The sequence below is a fragment of the Streptomyces sp. GLSS-08 genome (assembly GCF_056387915.1).
In genome coordinates, this window is the sequence record NZ_JBWJAQ010000003.1 from 239,531 (window position 1) to 255,100 (window position 15,570).

A 15,570-nucleotide genomic window follows, 5' to 3' on the forward strand; every position below is an offset into this window, starting at 1 on the left:
AGGGCACAGTGACCCTGTTGAACAATCCCCGAACGCGGCGCAGACGCCTCGGAGTTGCGGCGTCCGCGGCCGGACTCCTGGCCGCGCTGCTCACGGCCGGCCCGGCGGCCGCGACCCCCGACCCCGGGGACGGCCCCGCCGCGCAGAAGAAGGTCTCCAGCAGCGAGGCCGCCGAGGTCAAGGCGGACATCGCAGCCGGTGAGATACCCGGACAGGACGAGATCGTCCACTCCGACAACATCGAGCATCTCGTCAACATCCCCAAGGAAACCCTCGCCGGAACCAACTCGGACCTGGCGTTCCAGGGCCACTACGCATTCGCCGGCAACTACGACGGCTTCCGCATCTTCGACATCCGGAACCCGAGGGCGCCCAGGACGGTCGCGCAGGTGCTCTGCCCCGGCTCGCAGAACGACATCACCGTCTCAGGGGACCTGCTGTTCCTGTCGACGGACTCCTCGCGCAGCGACAACTCCTGCAACAGCACCACGCAGCCGGCGACCGAGAAGTCCTCGTGGGAGGGCATGAAGGTCTTCGACATCAGCGACAAGGCCAACCCGAAGTACGTCGCCGCCGTCGAGACCGCCTGCGGCTCGCACACCCACACGCTGGTGCCCGAGCGCAGGAACGTCTACATCTACGTCTCCTCGTATTCGCCGAACGCGGCCTTCCCCGACTGCCAGCCCCCGCACGACGGCATCACGGTGATCAAGGTGCCGCGCAGGGCCCCCGAGAAGGCCGCCGTGGTCAACTTCCCCGTCCTGTTCCCCGGTGAGGGACCCGACGGCGGCGGCAACCCGGGCGCGCCCACCAACCCGGGTGTCTCGAAGACCACCGGCTGCCACGACATCACCGTGCTGCCCTCCAAGGACCTCGCGGCAGGCGCCTGCATGGGCGACGGCATCCTCTTCTCCATCGAGGACCCGGAGAACCCGAAGGTCATCGACCAGGTCCAGGACAACGTGAACTTCGCGTTCTGGCACTCGGCCACCTTCAACCAGAAGGCCGACAAGGTCGTCTTCACCGACGAGCTGGGCGGCGGCGGCGCGGCCACCTGCAACGCGGCCATCGGTCCGAACCGGGGTGCCGACGGCATCTACGACATCGTCGGCCGGGGCGACCACCGCAAGCTCGTCTTCAAGGGCTACTACAAGATCCCGCGCCACCAGGCCGACACCGAGAACTGCGTGGCCCACAACGGCTCGCTCATCCCGGTCAAGGGCAAGGACCTCATGGTCCAGGCCTGGTACCAGGGCGGCGTCTCCGTCTGGGACTTCACGGACTCCGCGAACCCGAAGGAGATCGCCTACTTCGAGCGCGGCCCGCTGTCCACCACCACCCTCGCGACCGGCGGTTCCTGGTCGGCGTACTACTACAACGGCTACATCTACTCGAACGACATCGCCAAGGGCTTCGACGTGCTGAAGCTCAGCGACCGGCGTACGGACCCGGCGAGGCGGATCCGGCTCGACCAGCTCAACGTCCAGACGCAGCCGGACTACTTCGACTGACCTGACGGCCCGGACGAGTCGCGGCTCTCCGTCGCGAAGAACCGTGACAGGTCCTCGTCGCCGATCCCGCCGGACGCCTCGGCTTCCGGCGGGATGCCCATCGTCCGGTCCAGGCCGTAGCGCTTGAACAGCTCGGCCCGCAGGACAGGCACCGGCATCGGAACACCCGGCACCAGGGCCGCGAACACCGCGCCCATCAGCAGCGCCCGCAGCATCGGATAGTCGGAGGCGGCGTCCGGCGAGCCGTGACGGGCGACCGTCTCCCGCAGCAGCTCGGCGAGACGCTGCTGCTCCGGGCACTGCACGAAACCCTCGGCCTGCAGGATCCCCGCCATGTGCTGCCGCATGAGGACGGGGTGGTCCCGGGTGAGGCCGAGGACGGCGTCGATCGCCCGGGCCATCCGCTCCCGCCCGTCCTCGGTGCGAGGTTCCCGCTCCAGCGCCTCCTCCAGCGTGCGGTGCATCAGCCGGTGCACCGCCGACTGGAGGAGCTGTCTCTTGCCCGGGAAGTAGTACGACACCAGGCCCCGTGCCGAACCCGCGCGATCCGCGATGTCGCCGAGCGTCGTCGCGTCGTAGCCACGCTCGCGGACCAGTTCCACGGCCGCCTGCAGAAGCCGCTCCCGGGAACGCCGCCGCAACTCTTCATTGACCGAGGCGCTGCGCGGGGACATGCTGTAACTCCTGCGTTGACTGGCTGCCAGCCAACTATACTCAACGCGTCCGGCCAAGACCCCTCGCGGGTCCCGTCCGGGCTGCCGTCCGCCCTGGGCGACGCGGGGGATCGTCCAGGGCGGACGCGCGCGGCCACCTGTCGCAGCGCCGGCGAACCGTCCCTACAGTGGGCACGGGGGCCGAGGAGGCGATGCGGACATGGATCAGGAAGAGATCCTGGCCAGGATCACGACGATGGTGGACGACGAGCGGCGCCTGCGTGACGCCCTCGCCTCGGGACAGATCGACAGCGCCACGGAGAACCAGCGGCTGGGACAGCTGGAGCGCGAACTCGACCGCTGCTGGGACCTGCTGCGCCAGCGCCGCGCGAAGACCGAGTTCGGAGAGAACCCGGACGACGCGCAGGTGCGTCCTTCCTCGCAGGTCGAGGGCTATCAGAACTGAGCCGTCCGCGCGCCGGTCAGCCGGTCGGGTCGCCCGCGCTGCCGGTCAGTCGAGCAGGTCGAGCACCGGACGCAGTCCCGCCGGGCGGTGCGCCGCCGGCAGGTGGTCCACGAAGTGCACCCGGCAGCCCAGCGCCGCGGCGCCGCCGTCGGCCCGTCGGTCGTCCCCGACCATCACGGTGTCCCGCGGGGCGATCCCGAGCACCCCGCACGCCGTCGCGAACAGCCGCGCGTCCGGCTTCTGGATGCCGTGCTCGTACGACAGCACGTACGCGTCGACGTACGCGTCCAGGCCGTGCTTGCGGAAGACCGGCCGCAGGTCCCAGCCGATGTTGCTGACCACGCCCACGGCGACGCGCCGCTCACGCAGCCTCGCCAGCACCTCACGGGCGTCGGGGTAGGCGGTCCAGGCCCCCGGCGTGCGGTGCCGGTCGTACAGGGCGTCGTACAACCGGGGATCGGGCAGCGGAACCTGACGGCAGACGCCGGTGTACGCGGCCCGGTGCAGTTCGGCGCTGCGGTCCCGGTCCGCCCACACCCCGGCGAGGTCGTCCGGGACCGGCCGGGTCGCGGAGCCCCCGCCCGGCAGCGCGCCCACCGACTCGAGCTCCCGTGCCGTGCCGGCCACCTCGGCGTCGGGCAGGGTGATCTCCGCGTCCGCCAGCACGGCCCGCAGCCAGGACTCGGTGGACTCGATGCGGAAGAGGGTTCCGGAGAAGTCGAAGAGCGCACCTTTGATCGCCATGGGAGTCGATCTTTCGGGTCCGCGTCGCGGGGGTCAAGACCGTCCACGCCGTTCGACGGGGTCAGGACCGCCCGGCCGTCGGACCCGGGGGCGGGCCGAGGGGTTCGGGTCCGGCCGGCTCGACCCAGCGGTGGTGCGCGAGCACCCCGAGCGCGACCAGGAGCCCCCCGAGGAGCCAGCCGCCCAGGACGTCCGAGGGCCAGTGGACGCCCAGCCAGACGCGCGTGAGCCCGACGCCCGCGACGGAGATCACCGCGAGGACGAACCCGGCCCACCACAGGGCGCGCCCGGCACCGTACCGGTGCAGCAGCCACAGCAGCAGCCCGCACACCAAGGTGGCCGTGAGGACGTGCCCGGAGGGGAAGGCGGAGTAGTGGGCGGAGTCCACGGGGTCGGGCCACACCGGCCGGCGGCGGTCCACGGCCGCCTTGAGGCTCTGTTGCAGCACGGTGCCCGCCGCGCAGGTGGCCGCCAGCCACAGGGCCGTCCGCCAGGCGGAGTGCCTCAGCACCAGCCAGAGGATCACAGCCACGCACAGGATGCGCATCGTCGTCGGATCCCACACCCAGTCGGTCAGCACGCGGAAGGCCCGAGTGGTGCCCGCGTCCTCGACCGCCCGGCGATGTGTGGTGCGTGAGATGTCGCCGTCGAGGTCGAGCAGCGGATGCCAGGAGGACGCGACCAGCAGCAGGAGCACCAGGGAGGCGACGGCGAGCGGGACCGCGGCCAGGACCGCCGCGCGCGGGGCGGGCGTACGGGCGGTGGAGCCGGCGGGCGGGTTGTGCATACGCCGATCCTCGCCGATATCCGGCATGTGGTCCCGTATCCACCCGCGGGCGAAGCGATGGAGGGGGGCGACGCACGCCCACGCACGCCCACGCATGCCGGCGGAGGGTGGTGCGACCCGGTGTGATCCGGCGGGCGCGGCGAGGGGCCGGCGGACCGGCGGGCGTGCGGCACCCGCGGGCGTCAGGCGGATCCACGGACCGGCGGTGCCCTGGTCCCCGGTCTCACTGTCCGAGCGCCCGCAGGCCCGGTATGAACGCGATCAGTACGGGGATCACCGGCACCAGTGCTCCGGCCGCCGTCAGCCGCAGCCGGCGCGCCGCCGTGAGCCGGGCCGCAGGGGTGAGGAGCCGGTGCACGCGCTGCGGGACCTGGGCGTGCGGAGCGGGACCGGGACCGAACACGCCGCGGTCCTCGTTGAGTTCGACCAGTGCGAGCGCGATGCTGAGGCGGCCGAAGCGGCGGGACGCCATGTCGTCGGCGGCGAGTTCGACCAGACGGTGCATCTCGTCACGGAACGCGGCGAAGACCGGTACCTGCGGGAACCCGTTGGCCAGCGCGGCCGAACAGTGCAGCAGCCAGTCGTGGCGTGCCCGCGCGTGCCCCTGCTCGTGGGCGAGTACGGCGTCCAGCCGGCGTCCCTGGAGGCGCTGCAACGCGGCCGTCGTGATGACGAGCCGGGGCGCAGCGCCGGGCAGCCACCAGGCGTCCGGGCGCTCGCCCTCCAGGACCACCAGGCGCTCACCGCCGGTCGTCTCGCCGGGCAACAGCGGCGCGCGGTCGAGGAGTTCGGCGCGGCTGCGCCGACGGTGCGCGGCGGCCCGAGCGATCTCACGGGTCAGCATCGCCGCGGTCCACACACCTCCGCCCGCGAGCACCAGCGCGGTCGTCGCGGCCCAGGGACCGCCCGTGCCCAGGGCGTAGGCGTCCACGACGGAATGCGGTGCGGGGGCGAACACATGGCCCCGCACGGCCGCCCAGGCGGCGGCGGCGCTCAAAGTCATCGACAGCACGCAGCACAGCAGGACGGCGGCCACCACGCACTGCCACACCCACAGGGCGACCACCGGTTCCCGGTCGGTCCAGTCGGCCCGGGCGAGCAGCCGAGGAGCGGCGACGGCGGCGAGGGCGCCGAGCAGCAGCAGTGCCACGGGGACCATCATGGGGCGAAGCCTATGAGCGGGAACCGCCGGAGGATACGGGCTGCCGCGCCAAGTGACGCACACCACGGGGGAGTACGGCCCGCTGGACGGGTCCGCCCGTATGCCACGGGCCCGCACATGTCCGTCGGTCCGGCGGCGCCGACGCGCGGGCGGCGTGGGGTTCAGAGCGTCAGCAGCATGGCCACCATGGCGATCCCCATCGACAGCCGGCACGCCCGCGCCAGCTCGGGCCGGTCGCCCCAGCCGGCGGTGCCGCGCCGGGCCGGGGACGCGGTGCTCGTCCCCGGCGGCGCCCCGGCCGTGCCGGTGACCGGCAGCAGTCCGGTGCCGGACCACAGCACGTATCCGGCGAAGTACAGCAGGAGCGCCCCGGTCACCAGCGGGGCTCCGGACCCGCCGTGCCCGCCGTGCTCCTGTACCGAGGGGGACGCGGCCATCACCCCGCCCATGTAGGCCATCGCGAGGGCTCCCACCAGGTGGTGCAGATGGTGGGTGCCTTCCCGGGCGGCCCACAGCGCGCGGACCGCGGCCGTGCCGAAGACGCCCGCGTACACCAGCCAGGCCCAGCGCGGCACAGAGGCCACGGCCGCCGGGACGGCCATCGCCGCCATGCCGAAACCCATGAGGGCCTCGCCGCCCGCCGCGCGGCGCTGCTCGTCGACCGGGCTGCGCATCCGCAGCAGGCAGTACGCGCCGGTCGCCGTGCACAGCGCGACGAGCAGCCAGCCGGACGAAACCGGTCCGTGCACCGCGCACCTCCCCCTTCGACGGTGTCGGACAGTCGGTCAGGGCATGCCCGTGCCGCCCGGTGCGCAAGCGAGCGCAAGGGTGTACGCGGGGGAGCGTGCGGGGTGCACCGCGGGCCATCGCCTCGACGGCACACGGCGGACAGCGCGTCCTCCACGGTGCACGGCGCACGACGCGCGGCGGCCTGCCGAGAGTCAGCCCGAGGAGGATGAACTCCACGGGCAACACTTTACAAGTAAAACACCTGTTAAAGTTCGTCACCATGAGCAGTGCGTCCCCCCTGTCACCCCTCGTCCGCGTACGCCGCCGCTCGCCGGGGTGCTGCGGCTGGGCAGACCCTCCGACATCTGGTTCAAGCCCGCCCTGAGCGTCGTCGCCGCGGTCGCCCCGCCCAACCTCACGCTGCTCGCGTCCGACCGCCTTGACCTGGCGATGTACTCGATGGCCGGATCCCTGTGCGCGCTGTACGCCCACAACCGCCCGTACGCCGCCCGGGCCCGAGTACTGTCCGGCCGGCACCCCGCGCCCGGGGCCCTCGAATCCGCTCGCCGCCACCTCGCCGCGGCCGTCGTCGAACTGCGCGCCGCTTGCGACGCCGCGGCCGGCGAGTGGTGGCAGCGCGCCCTGCCCGAGGAACGGGTGATGCGGGCCGAGCAGGCCGCACACCGTACGCTCGCGGCGACGGTACGACGTCACGGACCCCACTCCTTGGAGGACGCACAGGCATGACGGCAGCACACGGGCGGGCGGCGAAGGCGGCGGCCGGGCGGGACACGGCCCGGCGGGCGCCCGCGGGGGAGACCCCGGGCGGGACGCCCCGGAGCGGTCCGGGGGCCGCGGAGCCCGTGACCGGGGCGGGAGCGGCGGCACCCGTGGACACCATGGGTGTCGTCGTACGGCAGTGGCAGTCCGTGCACCCCGGTATCGACACCGGTCCCATGGAGATCATCGGCCGTATCAACCGCAGCGCGGCGCTCCTTCAGCAGGCGGAGGACGCTCCGCTGCGCCGGGCCGGACTGACCCGCCCCGAATTCGACGTCCTCGGCACGCTGCGGCGCACCGGCCACGAGCTGACCCCGAGCGAGATCGCCCGCGAGACCTTCTCGTCCGGTGCGGCCGTCACCAAGCGGCTCAAGCAGCTCACCGGGCGCGGCCTCGTCGAGCGGCGCGGCGACACCCGCGACCGCAGGGTCGCGCACGTCCGGCTGACCGACGAGGGCCGCAACCTCGTCGACGGCGTCCTGCCCGACCAGCTCGCCTACGAGGCGGCCGTCCTGTCCGGCATCGACCCCGGCCGACAGCGCGAACTCGCCGTACTGCTCGGCGAGTTGCTGGGACGGCTGGAGGGGAGCCTCGGCAGGCCGCGCGTCTGACGGCGAGGTCAGATGCCCGGGCGGTACCGCAGGGGATGGTCCGCCGGGATCTCGACCAGCACGATCTGTGTCCCGTCGGGGTCGGCGATCCACATCTCGATCAGTCCCCAGGGTTCCTTGACCGGCGGACGCACGATGCCGACGCCCGCGGCCGTCAGCTCCTCGTGCGCCGCCGCCGCGTCGGGGACTTGGAGCCACAGCTTGAGCGTGGGGGAGGCCGGGGTGTCGGAGCGGCCCGCGACCTCCAGGAAGCCGCCGCCGAGGAAGTAGACCGTGCCCCGCTCGGCGCCCGTGCCGAACTCGCGGTGGACGGCGAGGCCCAGCTGCTCGCCGTAGAAGCGGCGGGAGCGCTCGGGATCGGTCGGACGCAGCAGGGTCCGGCTGCTCAGTACATGCACCATGCACCCGGAGCCTAGGCGAGGGTTAGGCTCGGCGGTGCCCGAGCCGCGCCACACATCGGAGAGCCGCCCCATGGACACCCCTGCCGCCGGACCGACCTTCCGCGACGCCACCGACGCCGACGTCGATGCCCTGGTCGGGCTGATCGAGTCCGCCTACCGCGGAGAGACCAGCAGGACCGGGTGGACCACCGAGGCGGACATCCTGGACGGGCAGCGAACCGACCCGGAGGGCGTGCTCGCGGTGATCAAGTCGCCCGACAGCCGCCTGCTGACGGTCGAGCGGGACGGCGCGGTCGTCGCCTGCTGCCAGCTCGAACACCGTGGCGATCACGCCTACTTCGGAATGTTCGCGGTGAGCCCGGCACTTCAGGGCGCCGGCCTCGGCAAGGTGATCATGACAGAGGCGGAGCGGTACGCGCGTGACGTCTGGGGTGCCGGCGAGATGCACATGACCGTGATCTCGGTACGCGACGACCTGATCGCCTGGTACGAGCGGCGCGGCTACCGCCGTACGGGCAGGATGACGCCCTTCCCGTACGGCGACGAGCGCTTCGGCGTCCCGCGCCGAGCCGACCTGCAGTTCGAGCTGCTGGTCAAGCCCCTGGTGTGACGCTCATGCGGTGAAGCGGCCGGTGCGTTTGATCTCCGGGTAGTCGGTCGTCGCGCCGTCCAGCCCGAGAGCCCGCACCAGCCGCAGCTGGTCCTGGGTGTTCACCACCCAGCCGATGATCCGCAGGTCCGCCTTGCGCGCGTGCTCGACGATCTCCAGGGTCAGCCGCCGGATGTTCAGGACCAGACAGGCGGCGCCGACGGCGGTGGCGCGGTCCACGACGTCGACGCCGTAGCGGCTGGCGACCAGGGCCGTGCGCACGCCCGGCACGAGACGGGCGATCTCGGCGATGGCCTCGTCGTGGAAGGAGAGGACCTCGACGCGTGCGACGAGGTCCCGCCGGTGCATGACCTCCGCCAGTGCCCGCGCCGCCGCCACGTCCTTGATCTCCGCTTGGAGCGGCGCGCTGACGGCGTCGAGGACCTCCTCGAAGACGGGGACGCGCTCGCCCCGCCCCGCATCCAGTACGCGCAGCTCGGCGAGCGTCTTCTCGGCGATCGGGCCCGTGCCGTCGGTCGTGCGGTCCACGTCGGGGTCGTGCATGACGACCAGGGCGCCGTCCTTGCTCAGATGCAGGTCCAGTTCGATCAGGTCGAGGCCCGCTTGCTGGGCGGCGACGAAGGAGCGCAGGGTGTTCTCGGGTTCGACACCCATCACCCCGCGATGACCGATGGTGAGGAAGTTCAAGGTTCGTCTCGCTTCCGTCGACGGCGGCTCGGCTCCGGCGTGGGGTCCGACGGGGCGTCCACGCGGCAAGGCCGCAGCCTAACGGCCCCCGCCGTGCGGTGTACCCGCTCCTGCGCCGGGCAATGGGGGCGCTCCGCAGGGCGGACCCGTGCCGCGGCACGGAGGGTGCGTCACCCCGGGGTGGGCGAGTCCCACGCCGGTTGACCGCCGTCCCCGCCCTCGCCCCGATCCCGGCAACGGATGGTGGAAGTCGTCGCATCGACGGTGTCCGACAGGAAAAAGCGCGGCGAAGACGGGGGTCGCGCAGGATAATTTGCCGAGGCTCCACTTGTGGGAAGGAACCTCGAATGCATACGGTGTCGATACGCGAGGTTCTCTGGTGGAGGATGGGTCATGACGGAAATTCTTGTGCAGACGGCTACGGAGGAACGGATTCCTCCCTCGGTCAGGGTGGTGGAGCACCCGGCTTGGCCCGTGCTCAAGGATGCCGTGGAGGAGATACGGCCGTGGCAGGCCAAGGACGGCTCGATCGACTTCGAGGCCGAGGATGCCCCGGACGCCTCCGACGTCGAGCTGGCCGTGCGCCGTGCCATAGACGCCGTGGAGCAGCTCGCCCCGCTGCTGCCGCACGACGCGGCCTACCACGAGGCGCTCGTCAAGGACCTGCGGCGCTGGGCCGACGGCGGCTTCGAGGTGCCCGACTTCCTCGACTCGCTGCTGGCCTTCCAGCCCGCCGCGCGCCGCGAGGACGGCCTCCAGCACCTCGTCCTGTTCCCCATGTACACGCAGAACGGCAACCCGGACCGCAACTTCGAAGCGGTCGTCCTGCGCATGGTCTGGCCGGACTGGCTGGCCGAGCTCGAGCGCACCCGCTACGACAACCCGTTGTTCTGCGGCATCACCTTCGAGGACTTCACCGCGGGCTACGACACGAACTCCGCGGTCCTCTTCCCGGAGACCATCGCCGTGCGCGAGGCCCCCGAGCGCTTCACCTGGGGCGGCATCTTCTGCGACCGCGAGGCGGCCCGCTTCCGCGCCGTCACCGACGCCGCGGTCGACATCCTGGGCCTCGACCTGCCCGAGGACATCGCCGCCATGGTGCACGACCAGAAGCGCTGCGAGGAGGCCTTCGTCCTGTGGGACATGGTCCACGACCGCACCCACAGCCACGGCGACCTGCCCTTCGACCCCTTCATGATCAAGCAGCGGCAGCCGTTCTGGATGTACGGCCTGGAGGAGCTGCGCTGCGACCTCACCGCCTTCAAGGAGGCCGTGAAGCTGGAGGCCGACGGGGTCCCGCAGGCCCGTGACGTGCAGTACGCGGTCCTCTTCGACCGCATGTTCCGCTTCCCGGTGACCGGTGAGCGCGTGCGCAACTACGACGGCCTCGGCGGCCAGCTGCTCTTCGCCTACCTGCACAAGCACGACGTCGTCCGCTGGACCGACAACAAGCTGCACATCGACTGGCAGCGCGCCCCGCAGGTCACCAACCAGCTCTGCGCCGAGATCGAGGACCTCTACCGGGCGGGCATCGACCGCCCCAAGCTGGTGCACTGGTTCGCCGCGTACGACATGGTCTCCCAGTACCTCGCCCCGCACCCCGGCTCGCGCTGGGCCAAGGGCCCCGACGCCCTCGACCTGAGCCTGCCCCCGCGCAAGCTCGTCGACGACGTGCTTCCCGACGAGTTTCCGCTGAGCATGTTCTACGAGGCGCTCGCGAAGAAGCTGAAGAACGTGATCGCCGCGACCAGGGGCATCACGGCGGAGAACGCCGAGCGGATCGCCGCGTGAGCGCCCGCGCCGAGGACGCCCAGGAGGCGAAGACGATGGCCCAGGGGAACGGCAACGGAGCACTCGGCGGCGCGGTGATCGCGGTGGCGGGCGCCGGAGGACCGGCCGGACGCGCCGCGCTGATGCGGCTCGCCGAGGCGGGCGCGGTCGTCGTCGGCTCGGACGCCGACCCCCAGCGACTCGCCGAGGCCGTGGACGCGGCACGCTACGCGCACGGCGGTGCCACCGTCGTGGGCGACACGGTCGACCTGCTCGACCCGCAGGCGGCCCGTGACTGGGCCGGCCGCATCGAGAAGGACTTCGGCCGCGTGGACGGTCTGGTCCACCTGGTCGGCGGCTGGCGCGGCAGCGCCTCCTTCGCGCAGACCGACCTCGCGGACTGGGAGCTCCTGGAGAAGCTGCTGATCCGCACGGTCCAGCACACCTCGCTCGCCTTCTTCGACGGGCTCCAGCGCAGCGACCGCGGGCGGTACCTGCTGATCAGTGCCGCCGGTGCCTCCCAGCCCACCGCGGGCAACGCGGCGTACTCCGCGTCCAAGGCCGCCGCCGAGGCGTGGACGCTGGCCATGGCCGACGCCTTCCGCAAGGCGGGGGGCGAGGACGGGCCGCGTTCCGCGGCTGCGATCCTGGTGGTGAAGGCACTGGTGCACGACGCGATGCGCGCCGAGCGCCCCAACGCGAAGTTCGCGGGCTTCACGGACGTCACGGAACTGGCCGAGGCCATCGCCGGCGTCTGGGAGAAGCCCGCCCGTGAAGTGAACGGAAACCGTCTGTGGCTGACCGAGAAGCCGTGAACCCTCCGAAGACCGATGCCCGGCGTCACCACGACCCGGACGTCCGCGGCTTCGCCAGCGACAACTACGCGGGGGCCCACCCCGAGGTGCTCGCCGCCCTGGCCCTGGCCAACGGCGGGCACCAGGTCGCGTACGGCGAGGACGACTACACGGCCAATCTCCAGCGGATCATCCGCAGCCACTTCGGGGCCGGCGCCGAGGCCTTCCCGGTCTTCAACGGCACGGGTGCCAACGTGGTGGCGCTCCAGGCGGTCACCGACCGCTGGGGTGCGGTGATCTGTGCGGAGAGCGCGCACATCAACGTGGACGAGGGCGGTGCCCCCGAGCGCATGGGCGGCCTCAAACTGCTCACGGTGCCCACGCCCGACGGCAAGCTCACCCCCGAGCTGATCGACCGGCAGGCGTACGGCTGGGACGACGAGCACCGCGCGATGCCGCAGGTCGTCTCCATCACCCAGAACACCGAACTCGGCACCCTCTACACGCCCGACGAGATCCGCGCGATCTGCGAGCACGCCCACGCCCACGGCATGCGGGTCCATCTCGACGGTGCCCGGATAGCCAACGCGGCCGCCGCCCTGGACGTCCCGATGCGGGCGTTCACCAACGCGGTCGGCGTGGACATCCTCACGCTGGGCGGGACGAAGAACGGCGCGCTGTTCGGCGAGGCGGTCGTCGTCCTCAACCACGACGCCGTCCGCCGCATGAAGCACCTGCGCAAGCTGTCCATGCAGCTGGCCTCCAAGATGCGCTTCGTCTCGGTGCAGTTGGAGGCCCTGCTCACCAAGGACCTGTGGCTGCGCAACGCCCGGCACGCCAACGAGATGGCGCAGCGGCTCGCCGAGGGTGTCCGCGCCGTCCACGGAGTGGAGATCCTCCACCCCGTGCAGGCGAACGCGGTCTTCGCGCGGCTGCCGCACGACGTCAGCGAGCGGCTCCAGAAGCGCTACCGCTTCTACTTCTGGAACGAGGCCGCGGGCGACGTCCGCTGGATGTGTGCCTTCGACACGACGGAAGAGGACGTGGACGGGTTCGTGGCGGCGCTCAAGGAGGAGATGGCCCGCTAGCTGCCCCTGACCCGAAGACAACACGCTGCATAGATATACGGTCGATCGAAAAGTCATTGACTGCCGGTCGGCCGTGTTTCTATGCTCTGCGGTCATGGAGCTGATCCAGGAAACCCCTGACCTGTCGGCGTACTTGGCCGCCGACGACGCCATCGACCACCATCACCCCGCGGTGCGGAAGGCCGCCGCCGCGCTTGCCCGGGACGCGACGGACTCGTATGCCTATGCGCGAGCCGCCTACGAATTCGTCCGTGACGCCATCCCGCACTCGCAGGACGCGGAAGACCCCCGCGTCACCTGGCGCGCCTCCGACGTGCTGGAACAGCGCACCGGCATCTGTCACGCCAAGGCGCACGCACTGGCCGCGCTCCTGCGGGCGGAGGGCGTCCCCACGGCGCTGTGCTATCAGAGACTGCGGCACGACGACGGTGACGGATACGCCGTGCACGGCCTGGTCGCCGTGCGGTTCGCCGGGGCCTGGCACCGCCAGGACTGCCGTGGCAACAAGCCGGGAGTCGACGCGCAGTTCTCACTCGACGGTGAGCGGCTGGCCTGGGTGCCCGACCCGAAGTCCAATGAGGTGGACTATCCGGTGCTGTACGCTGAACCTCAGTCGACGGTACTGGCGGCACTCAAGGCCGCTCAGGACCGCCCGCAGCTGTGGAAGACACTTCCCACCGCACTCTGAGGCAAGGCAGACGATGACTCTCACGCTCACCGTGTCCGACGAGCTCCGCGCGCTCGCGCCCGGTTTCACGCACGTGGCGATCGAGACGGACGGCCTCGTCAACGGGCCCAGCACGGAGGGGACTTCCGCGCTGCTCGACGACGCGGCCCGCCGTCTCGCCGTACGACTCGACGGCCGCGCCCCGCACGAGGAAGCGCACATGGCGGCCTGGCGCGAGACCTACACGGCGTTCGGCTCGAAGCCGTCCCGCACCCGCAACTCGGCCGAGGCGCTGGCGAAGAGGGCGCTGTCGGACGCCGGGCTGCCCCGGATCAACCTGCTCGTCGACGTCTACAACGCCGTCAGCGTCGCCCACCTGATCCCGGTCGGCGGCGAGGACGCCGCCCTCGTCGAGGGCGGGATGCGGCTCGTGCGCGCGACGGGCGACGAGGACTTCGTGACCGTCGCGGGCGGCGAAGAGGTGGTCGAGCACCCGGACGCGGGCGAGGTGGTGTGGCGCGACGACGCGGGCGTGACCTGCCGGCGGTGGAACTGGCGCCAGGGGCCGCGGACGCGGCTCACGGAGAAGTCGACCTCCGCGATCTTCCTGCTGGAGAGCCTCGCCCCGATGCCGGTCGCCGACGTCGAACGTGCCGGTGCCGAACTCGCCGAGCTGCTCGAGAAGTTCAGCCCCGGGGCGCGGATCACCGTCCACGCCCCGGCCTGACGGCTGTCAGCGCGCCTCGGCGGCACGCACCTCTTCGGGGGTCGGCGCCGTGCCGCCCAGGTGCGCGGGCATCCACCAGGCGTCTTCCGGGCCCTGCGGGCGTCCGGGATAGGCGTGCTGCGCGGCTTCGAGGAGTTCCTGGACCCGGTCGCGCAGCCGGCGCGTGATCGCACCCGCGTACTGGTCGCGGGGAGCCTCGACCGGCTCACCGACGCGGATCGTGACCGGGATGTGGCTCCGCTTGAAGTTGCGCGGGTGCCCCTTGGTCCACAGGCGCTGGGTGCCCCACAGAGCCATCGGGATCAGCGGGACGCCGGCCTCCTGGGCCATGCGCGCGGCACCCGACTTGAAGCTCTTCAGCGTGAACGACGGGGAGATGGTGGCCTCGGGGAAGACGCCCACGATCTCACCGGAACGCAGCGAGTCCAGCGCGTGCGCGTAGGCCTGCTCGCCCTGCTTGCGGTCCACCGGGATGTGCTTCATGCCGCGCATCAGGGGGCCGGAGACCTTGTGGCGGAACACCGACTCCTTCGCCATGAAGCGGACCAGACGTTTCTGGGGGAGTGCGGCCATGCCGTCGAAGATGAAGTCGAGATAGCTGATGTGATTGCTCACCAGCACGGCGCCGCCCGAGCGCGGAATGTTCTCCGATCCCTTGCAGTCGATTTTGAGGTCCCAGGCCTTGAACAGCGTGAGGGCGAGACCGACGACGGGACGGTAGACAAGCTCTGCCATGGACGGGGTGGACCCTTCTCTCTGCCTGGGAAAGGGGCTCCCGGCGGTAAGTTACGCAGCCGTAGGTTTACGGCATTGCGCAGATCGTGCCCCAAGAACGGACCGGGGGCCAGTCCTGGTGCCGGAGTGTGGCGAGATCCTCGTCACGTCGCCCCTTGATCGACCTCGGCGTTTTCCCCCGGCTTTACTCCGCGCGCACCGACAGGCGGCGCACGACCAGATACATCTCACACCCCAGGCAGTACCCGAAAACGGCGTTGAGGAACGCCGCGGCGAGCGCCGCCGCGGTCGCCGCCATCCCCAGCCACTGCGGACCCACCGCGTAACCCGCCAGGCCCACGACGGCGAAGGCGAGTCCGACCGCCTGCGCGAACCGCGGGGGCTCGGGCGGCTCGAACTCCGTCGGCGGCCCGATCCGCGGCCGTACGAGCGTGCGGAACAGCCACCCGTACGGCGAGCACCCCACGCCGCCCGCCGCACCCAGGGCGAAGGCCAGGGTCTGCCAGGCCAGCAGCCAGACGCTGCCGGTGATCAGCACGGTCGCGAGCACCACGGCCGTCACGGCCGCACCGAACCGCGGCCCCCTCACGTCGATGTCCATGAATCAAGCATTCCGTATGGGGCGGGATCCGTGGGACGGGAATCTTT

General features: G+C 71.6%; 18 protein-coding genes and 1 pseudogene. 10 read left to right on the plus strand and 9 right to left on the minus strand.

Going from position 1 to position 15,570, the window contains the following annotated elements; genetic code table 11:
• The first annotated feature begins 8 nt into the window (after positions 1-8).
• Positions 9-1,511, plus strand: a complete 1,503-nt coding sequence (locus AC0ZLC_RS06505; protein ID WP_476750918.1) for an LVIVD repeat-containing protein — start codon at positions 9-11, stop codon at positions 1,509-1,511.
• Here AC0ZLC_RS06505 and AC0ZLC_RS06510 read toward each other — a convergent pair.
• The gene (locus AC0ZLC_RS06510; RefSeq protein ID WP_476750919.1) at positions 1,499-2,185 is read right to left on the minus strand and encodes a TetR/AcrR family transcriptional regulator; all 687 of its coding nucleotides are present in this window, start codon (positions 2,183-2,185) and stop codon (positions 1,499-1,501) included. The genes AC0ZLC_RS06505 and AC0ZLC_RS06510 overlap by 13 nt on opposite strands.
• Positions 2,186-2,384: 199 nt before the next feature.
• Between AC0ZLC_RS06510 and AC0ZLC_RS06515 the strand changes: the two genes are divergently transcribed.
• Entirely contained in the window at positions 2,385-2,630 is a 246-nt protein-coding gene (locus AC0ZLC_RS06515; RefSeq protein WP_476750920.1) for a DUF2630 family protein, read from the plus strand.
• A 45-nt stretch (positions 2,631-2,675) separates the two neighbouring features.
• On the opposite strand, the gene AC0ZLC_RS06520 is transcribed toward AC0ZLC_RS06515, so the two are convergent.
• The 4 genes from AC0ZLC_RS06520 to AC0ZLC_RS06535 all read right to left on the minus strand — a co-directional run bounded on the left by AC0ZLC_RS06520 (position 2,676) and on the right by AC0ZLC_RS06535 (position 6,072).
• Positions 2,676-3,368 (minus strand): HAD family hydrolase, encoded by a 693-nt coding sequence (locus AC0ZLC_RS06520; RefSeq protein WP_476751193.1) that lies wholly within the window; start codon positions 3,366-3,368, stop codon positions 2,676-2,678.
• A 67-nt stretch (positions 3,369-3,435) separates the two neighbouring features.
• Positions 3,436-4,161 carry a phosphatase PAP2 family protein gene (locus AC0ZLC_RS06525; RefSeq protein WP_476750921.1) on the minus strand — a complete coding sequence of 242 codons (726 nt, stop codon included), beginning with the start codon at positions 4,159-4,161 and terminating at the stop codon, positions 3,436-3,438.
• Positions 4,162-4,384: 223 nt separating this feature from the next.
• Positions 4,385-5,323 (minus strand): M56 family metallopeptidase, encoded by a 939-nt coding sequence (locus AC0ZLC_RS06530; protein WP_476750922.1) that lies wholly within the window; start codon positions 5,321-5,323, stop codon positions 4,385-4,387.
• Between the two features lie 161 nt (positions 5,324-5,484).
• Positions 5,485-6,072: a DUF5134 domain-containing protein gene (locus AC0ZLC_RS06535; RefSeq protein ID WP_476750923.1), complete on the minus strand. Its 588-nt coding sequence runs from the start codon at positions 6,070-6,072 to the stop codon at positions 5,485-5,487.
• 316 nt (positions 6,073-6,388) lie between these two features.
• On the opposite strand from AC0ZLC_RS06535, the pseudogene AC0ZLC_RS06540 reads away from it, so the two are divergent.
• Positions 6,389-6,580: pseudogene (locus AC0ZLC_RS06540) on the plus strand (FUSC family protein); the annotation flags it as partial.
• 215 nt (positions 6,581-6,795) lie between these two features.
• The gene (locus AC0ZLC_RS06545) at positions 6,796-7,443 is read left to right on the plus strand and encodes a MarR family winged helix-turn-helix transcriptional regulator (protein WP_476750924.1); all 648 of its coding nucleotides are present in this window, start codon (positions 6,796-6,798) and stop codon (positions 7,441-7,443) included.
• An 8-nt stretch (positions 7,444-7,451) separates the two neighbouring features.
• Here the strand turns inward: AC0ZLC_RS06545 and AC0ZLC_RS06550 are convergent, their stop codons facing one another.
• A complete protein-coding gene (locus AC0ZLC_RS06550; protein WP_476750925.1) occupies positions 7,452-7,844 on the minus strand; it encodes a VOC family protein in 393 nt (130 codons plus the stop codon).
• Positions 7,845-7,914: 70 nt separating this feature from the next.
• Here AC0ZLC_RS06550 and AC0ZLC_RS06555 point away from each other — a divergent pair, with 70 nt between their 5' ends.
• Positions 7,915-8,454 carry a GNAT family N-acetyltransferase gene (locus AC0ZLC_RS06555; protein ID WP_476750926.1) on the plus strand — a complete coding sequence of 180 codons (540 nt, stop codon included), beginning with the start codon at positions 7,915-7,917 and terminating at the stop codon, positions 8,452-8,454.
• Positions 8,455-8,457: 3 nt separating this feature from the next.
• Here the strand turns inward: AC0ZLC_RS06555 and AC0ZLC_RS06560 are convergent, their stop codons facing one another.
• Complete coding sequence (locus tag AC0ZLC_RS06560) at positions 8,458-9,141, minus strand: glycerophosphodiester phosphodiesterase (protein ID WP_358851260.1); 684 nt, start codon at positions 9,139-9,141, stop codon at positions 8,458-8,460.
• A gap of 393 nt (positions 9,142-9,534) precedes the next feature.
• Here AC0ZLC_RS06560 and AC0ZLC_RS06565 point away from each other — a divergent pair, with 393 nt between their 5' ends.
• The 5 genes from AC0ZLC_RS06565 to AC0ZLC_RS06585 all read left to right on the plus strand — a co-directional run bounded on the left by AC0ZLC_RS06565 (position 9,535) and on the right by AC0ZLC_RS06585 (position 14,187).
• Entirely contained in the window at positions 9,535-10,932 is a 1,398-nt protein-coding gene (locus AC0ZLC_RS06565) for a DUF6421 family protein (RefSeq protein ID WP_476750927.1), read from the plus strand.
• A 35-nt stretch (positions 10,933-10,967) separates the two neighbouring features.
• Positions 10,968-11,726 carry an SDR family NAD(P)-dependent oxidoreductase gene (locus AC0ZLC_RS06570; protein ID WP_476751194.1) on the plus strand — a complete coding sequence of 253 codons (759 nt, stop codon included), beginning with the start codon at positions 10,968-10,970 and terminating at the stop codon, positions 11,724-11,726.
• A complete protein-coding gene (locus AC0ZLC_RS06575; protein ID WP_476750928.1) occupies positions 11,723-12,793 on the plus strand; it encodes a threonine aldolase family protein in 1,071 nt (356 codons plus the stop codon). Before AC0ZLC_RS06570 ends, AC0ZLC_RS06575 begins: the two co-directional genes overlap by 4 nt.
• Positions 12,794-12,887: 94 nt before the next feature.
• The gene (locus AC0ZLC_RS06580) at positions 12,888-13,481 is read left to right on the plus strand and encodes a transglutaminase domain-containing protein (RefSeq protein WP_476750929.1); all 594 of its coding nucleotides are present in this window, start codon (positions 12,888-12,890) and stop codon (positions 13,479-13,481) included.
• 13 nt (positions 13,482-13,494) lie between these two features.
• On the plus strand, positions 13,495-14,187 hold the full coding sequence (locus AC0ZLC_RS06585) for a B3/B4 domain-containing protein (protein ID WP_476750930.1): 693 nt from the start codon (positions 13,495-13,497) through the stop codon (positions 14,185-14,187).
• A 6-nt stretch (positions 14,188-14,193) separates the two neighbouring features.
• Here AC0ZLC_RS06585 and AC0ZLC_RS06590 read toward each other — a convergent pair whose 3' ends face one another.
• Together AC0ZLC_RS06590 and AC0ZLC_RS06595 are read right to left on the minus strand one after the other, a co-directional pair.
• Positions 14,194-14,922, minus strand: a complete 729-nt coding sequence (locus AC0ZLC_RS06590; protein ID WP_358851265.1) for a lysophospholipid acyltransferase family protein — start codon at positions 14,920-14,922, stop codon at positions 14,194-14,196.
• A gap of 184 nt (positions 14,923-15,106) precedes the next feature.
• Positions 15,107-15,523, minus strand: a complete 417-nt coding sequence (locus AC0ZLC_RS06595) for a DUF4395 domain-containing protein (RefSeq protein WP_476750931.1) — start codon at positions 15,521-15,523, stop codon at positions 15,107-15,109.
• Positions 15,524-15,570 lie beyond the last annotated feature (47 nt).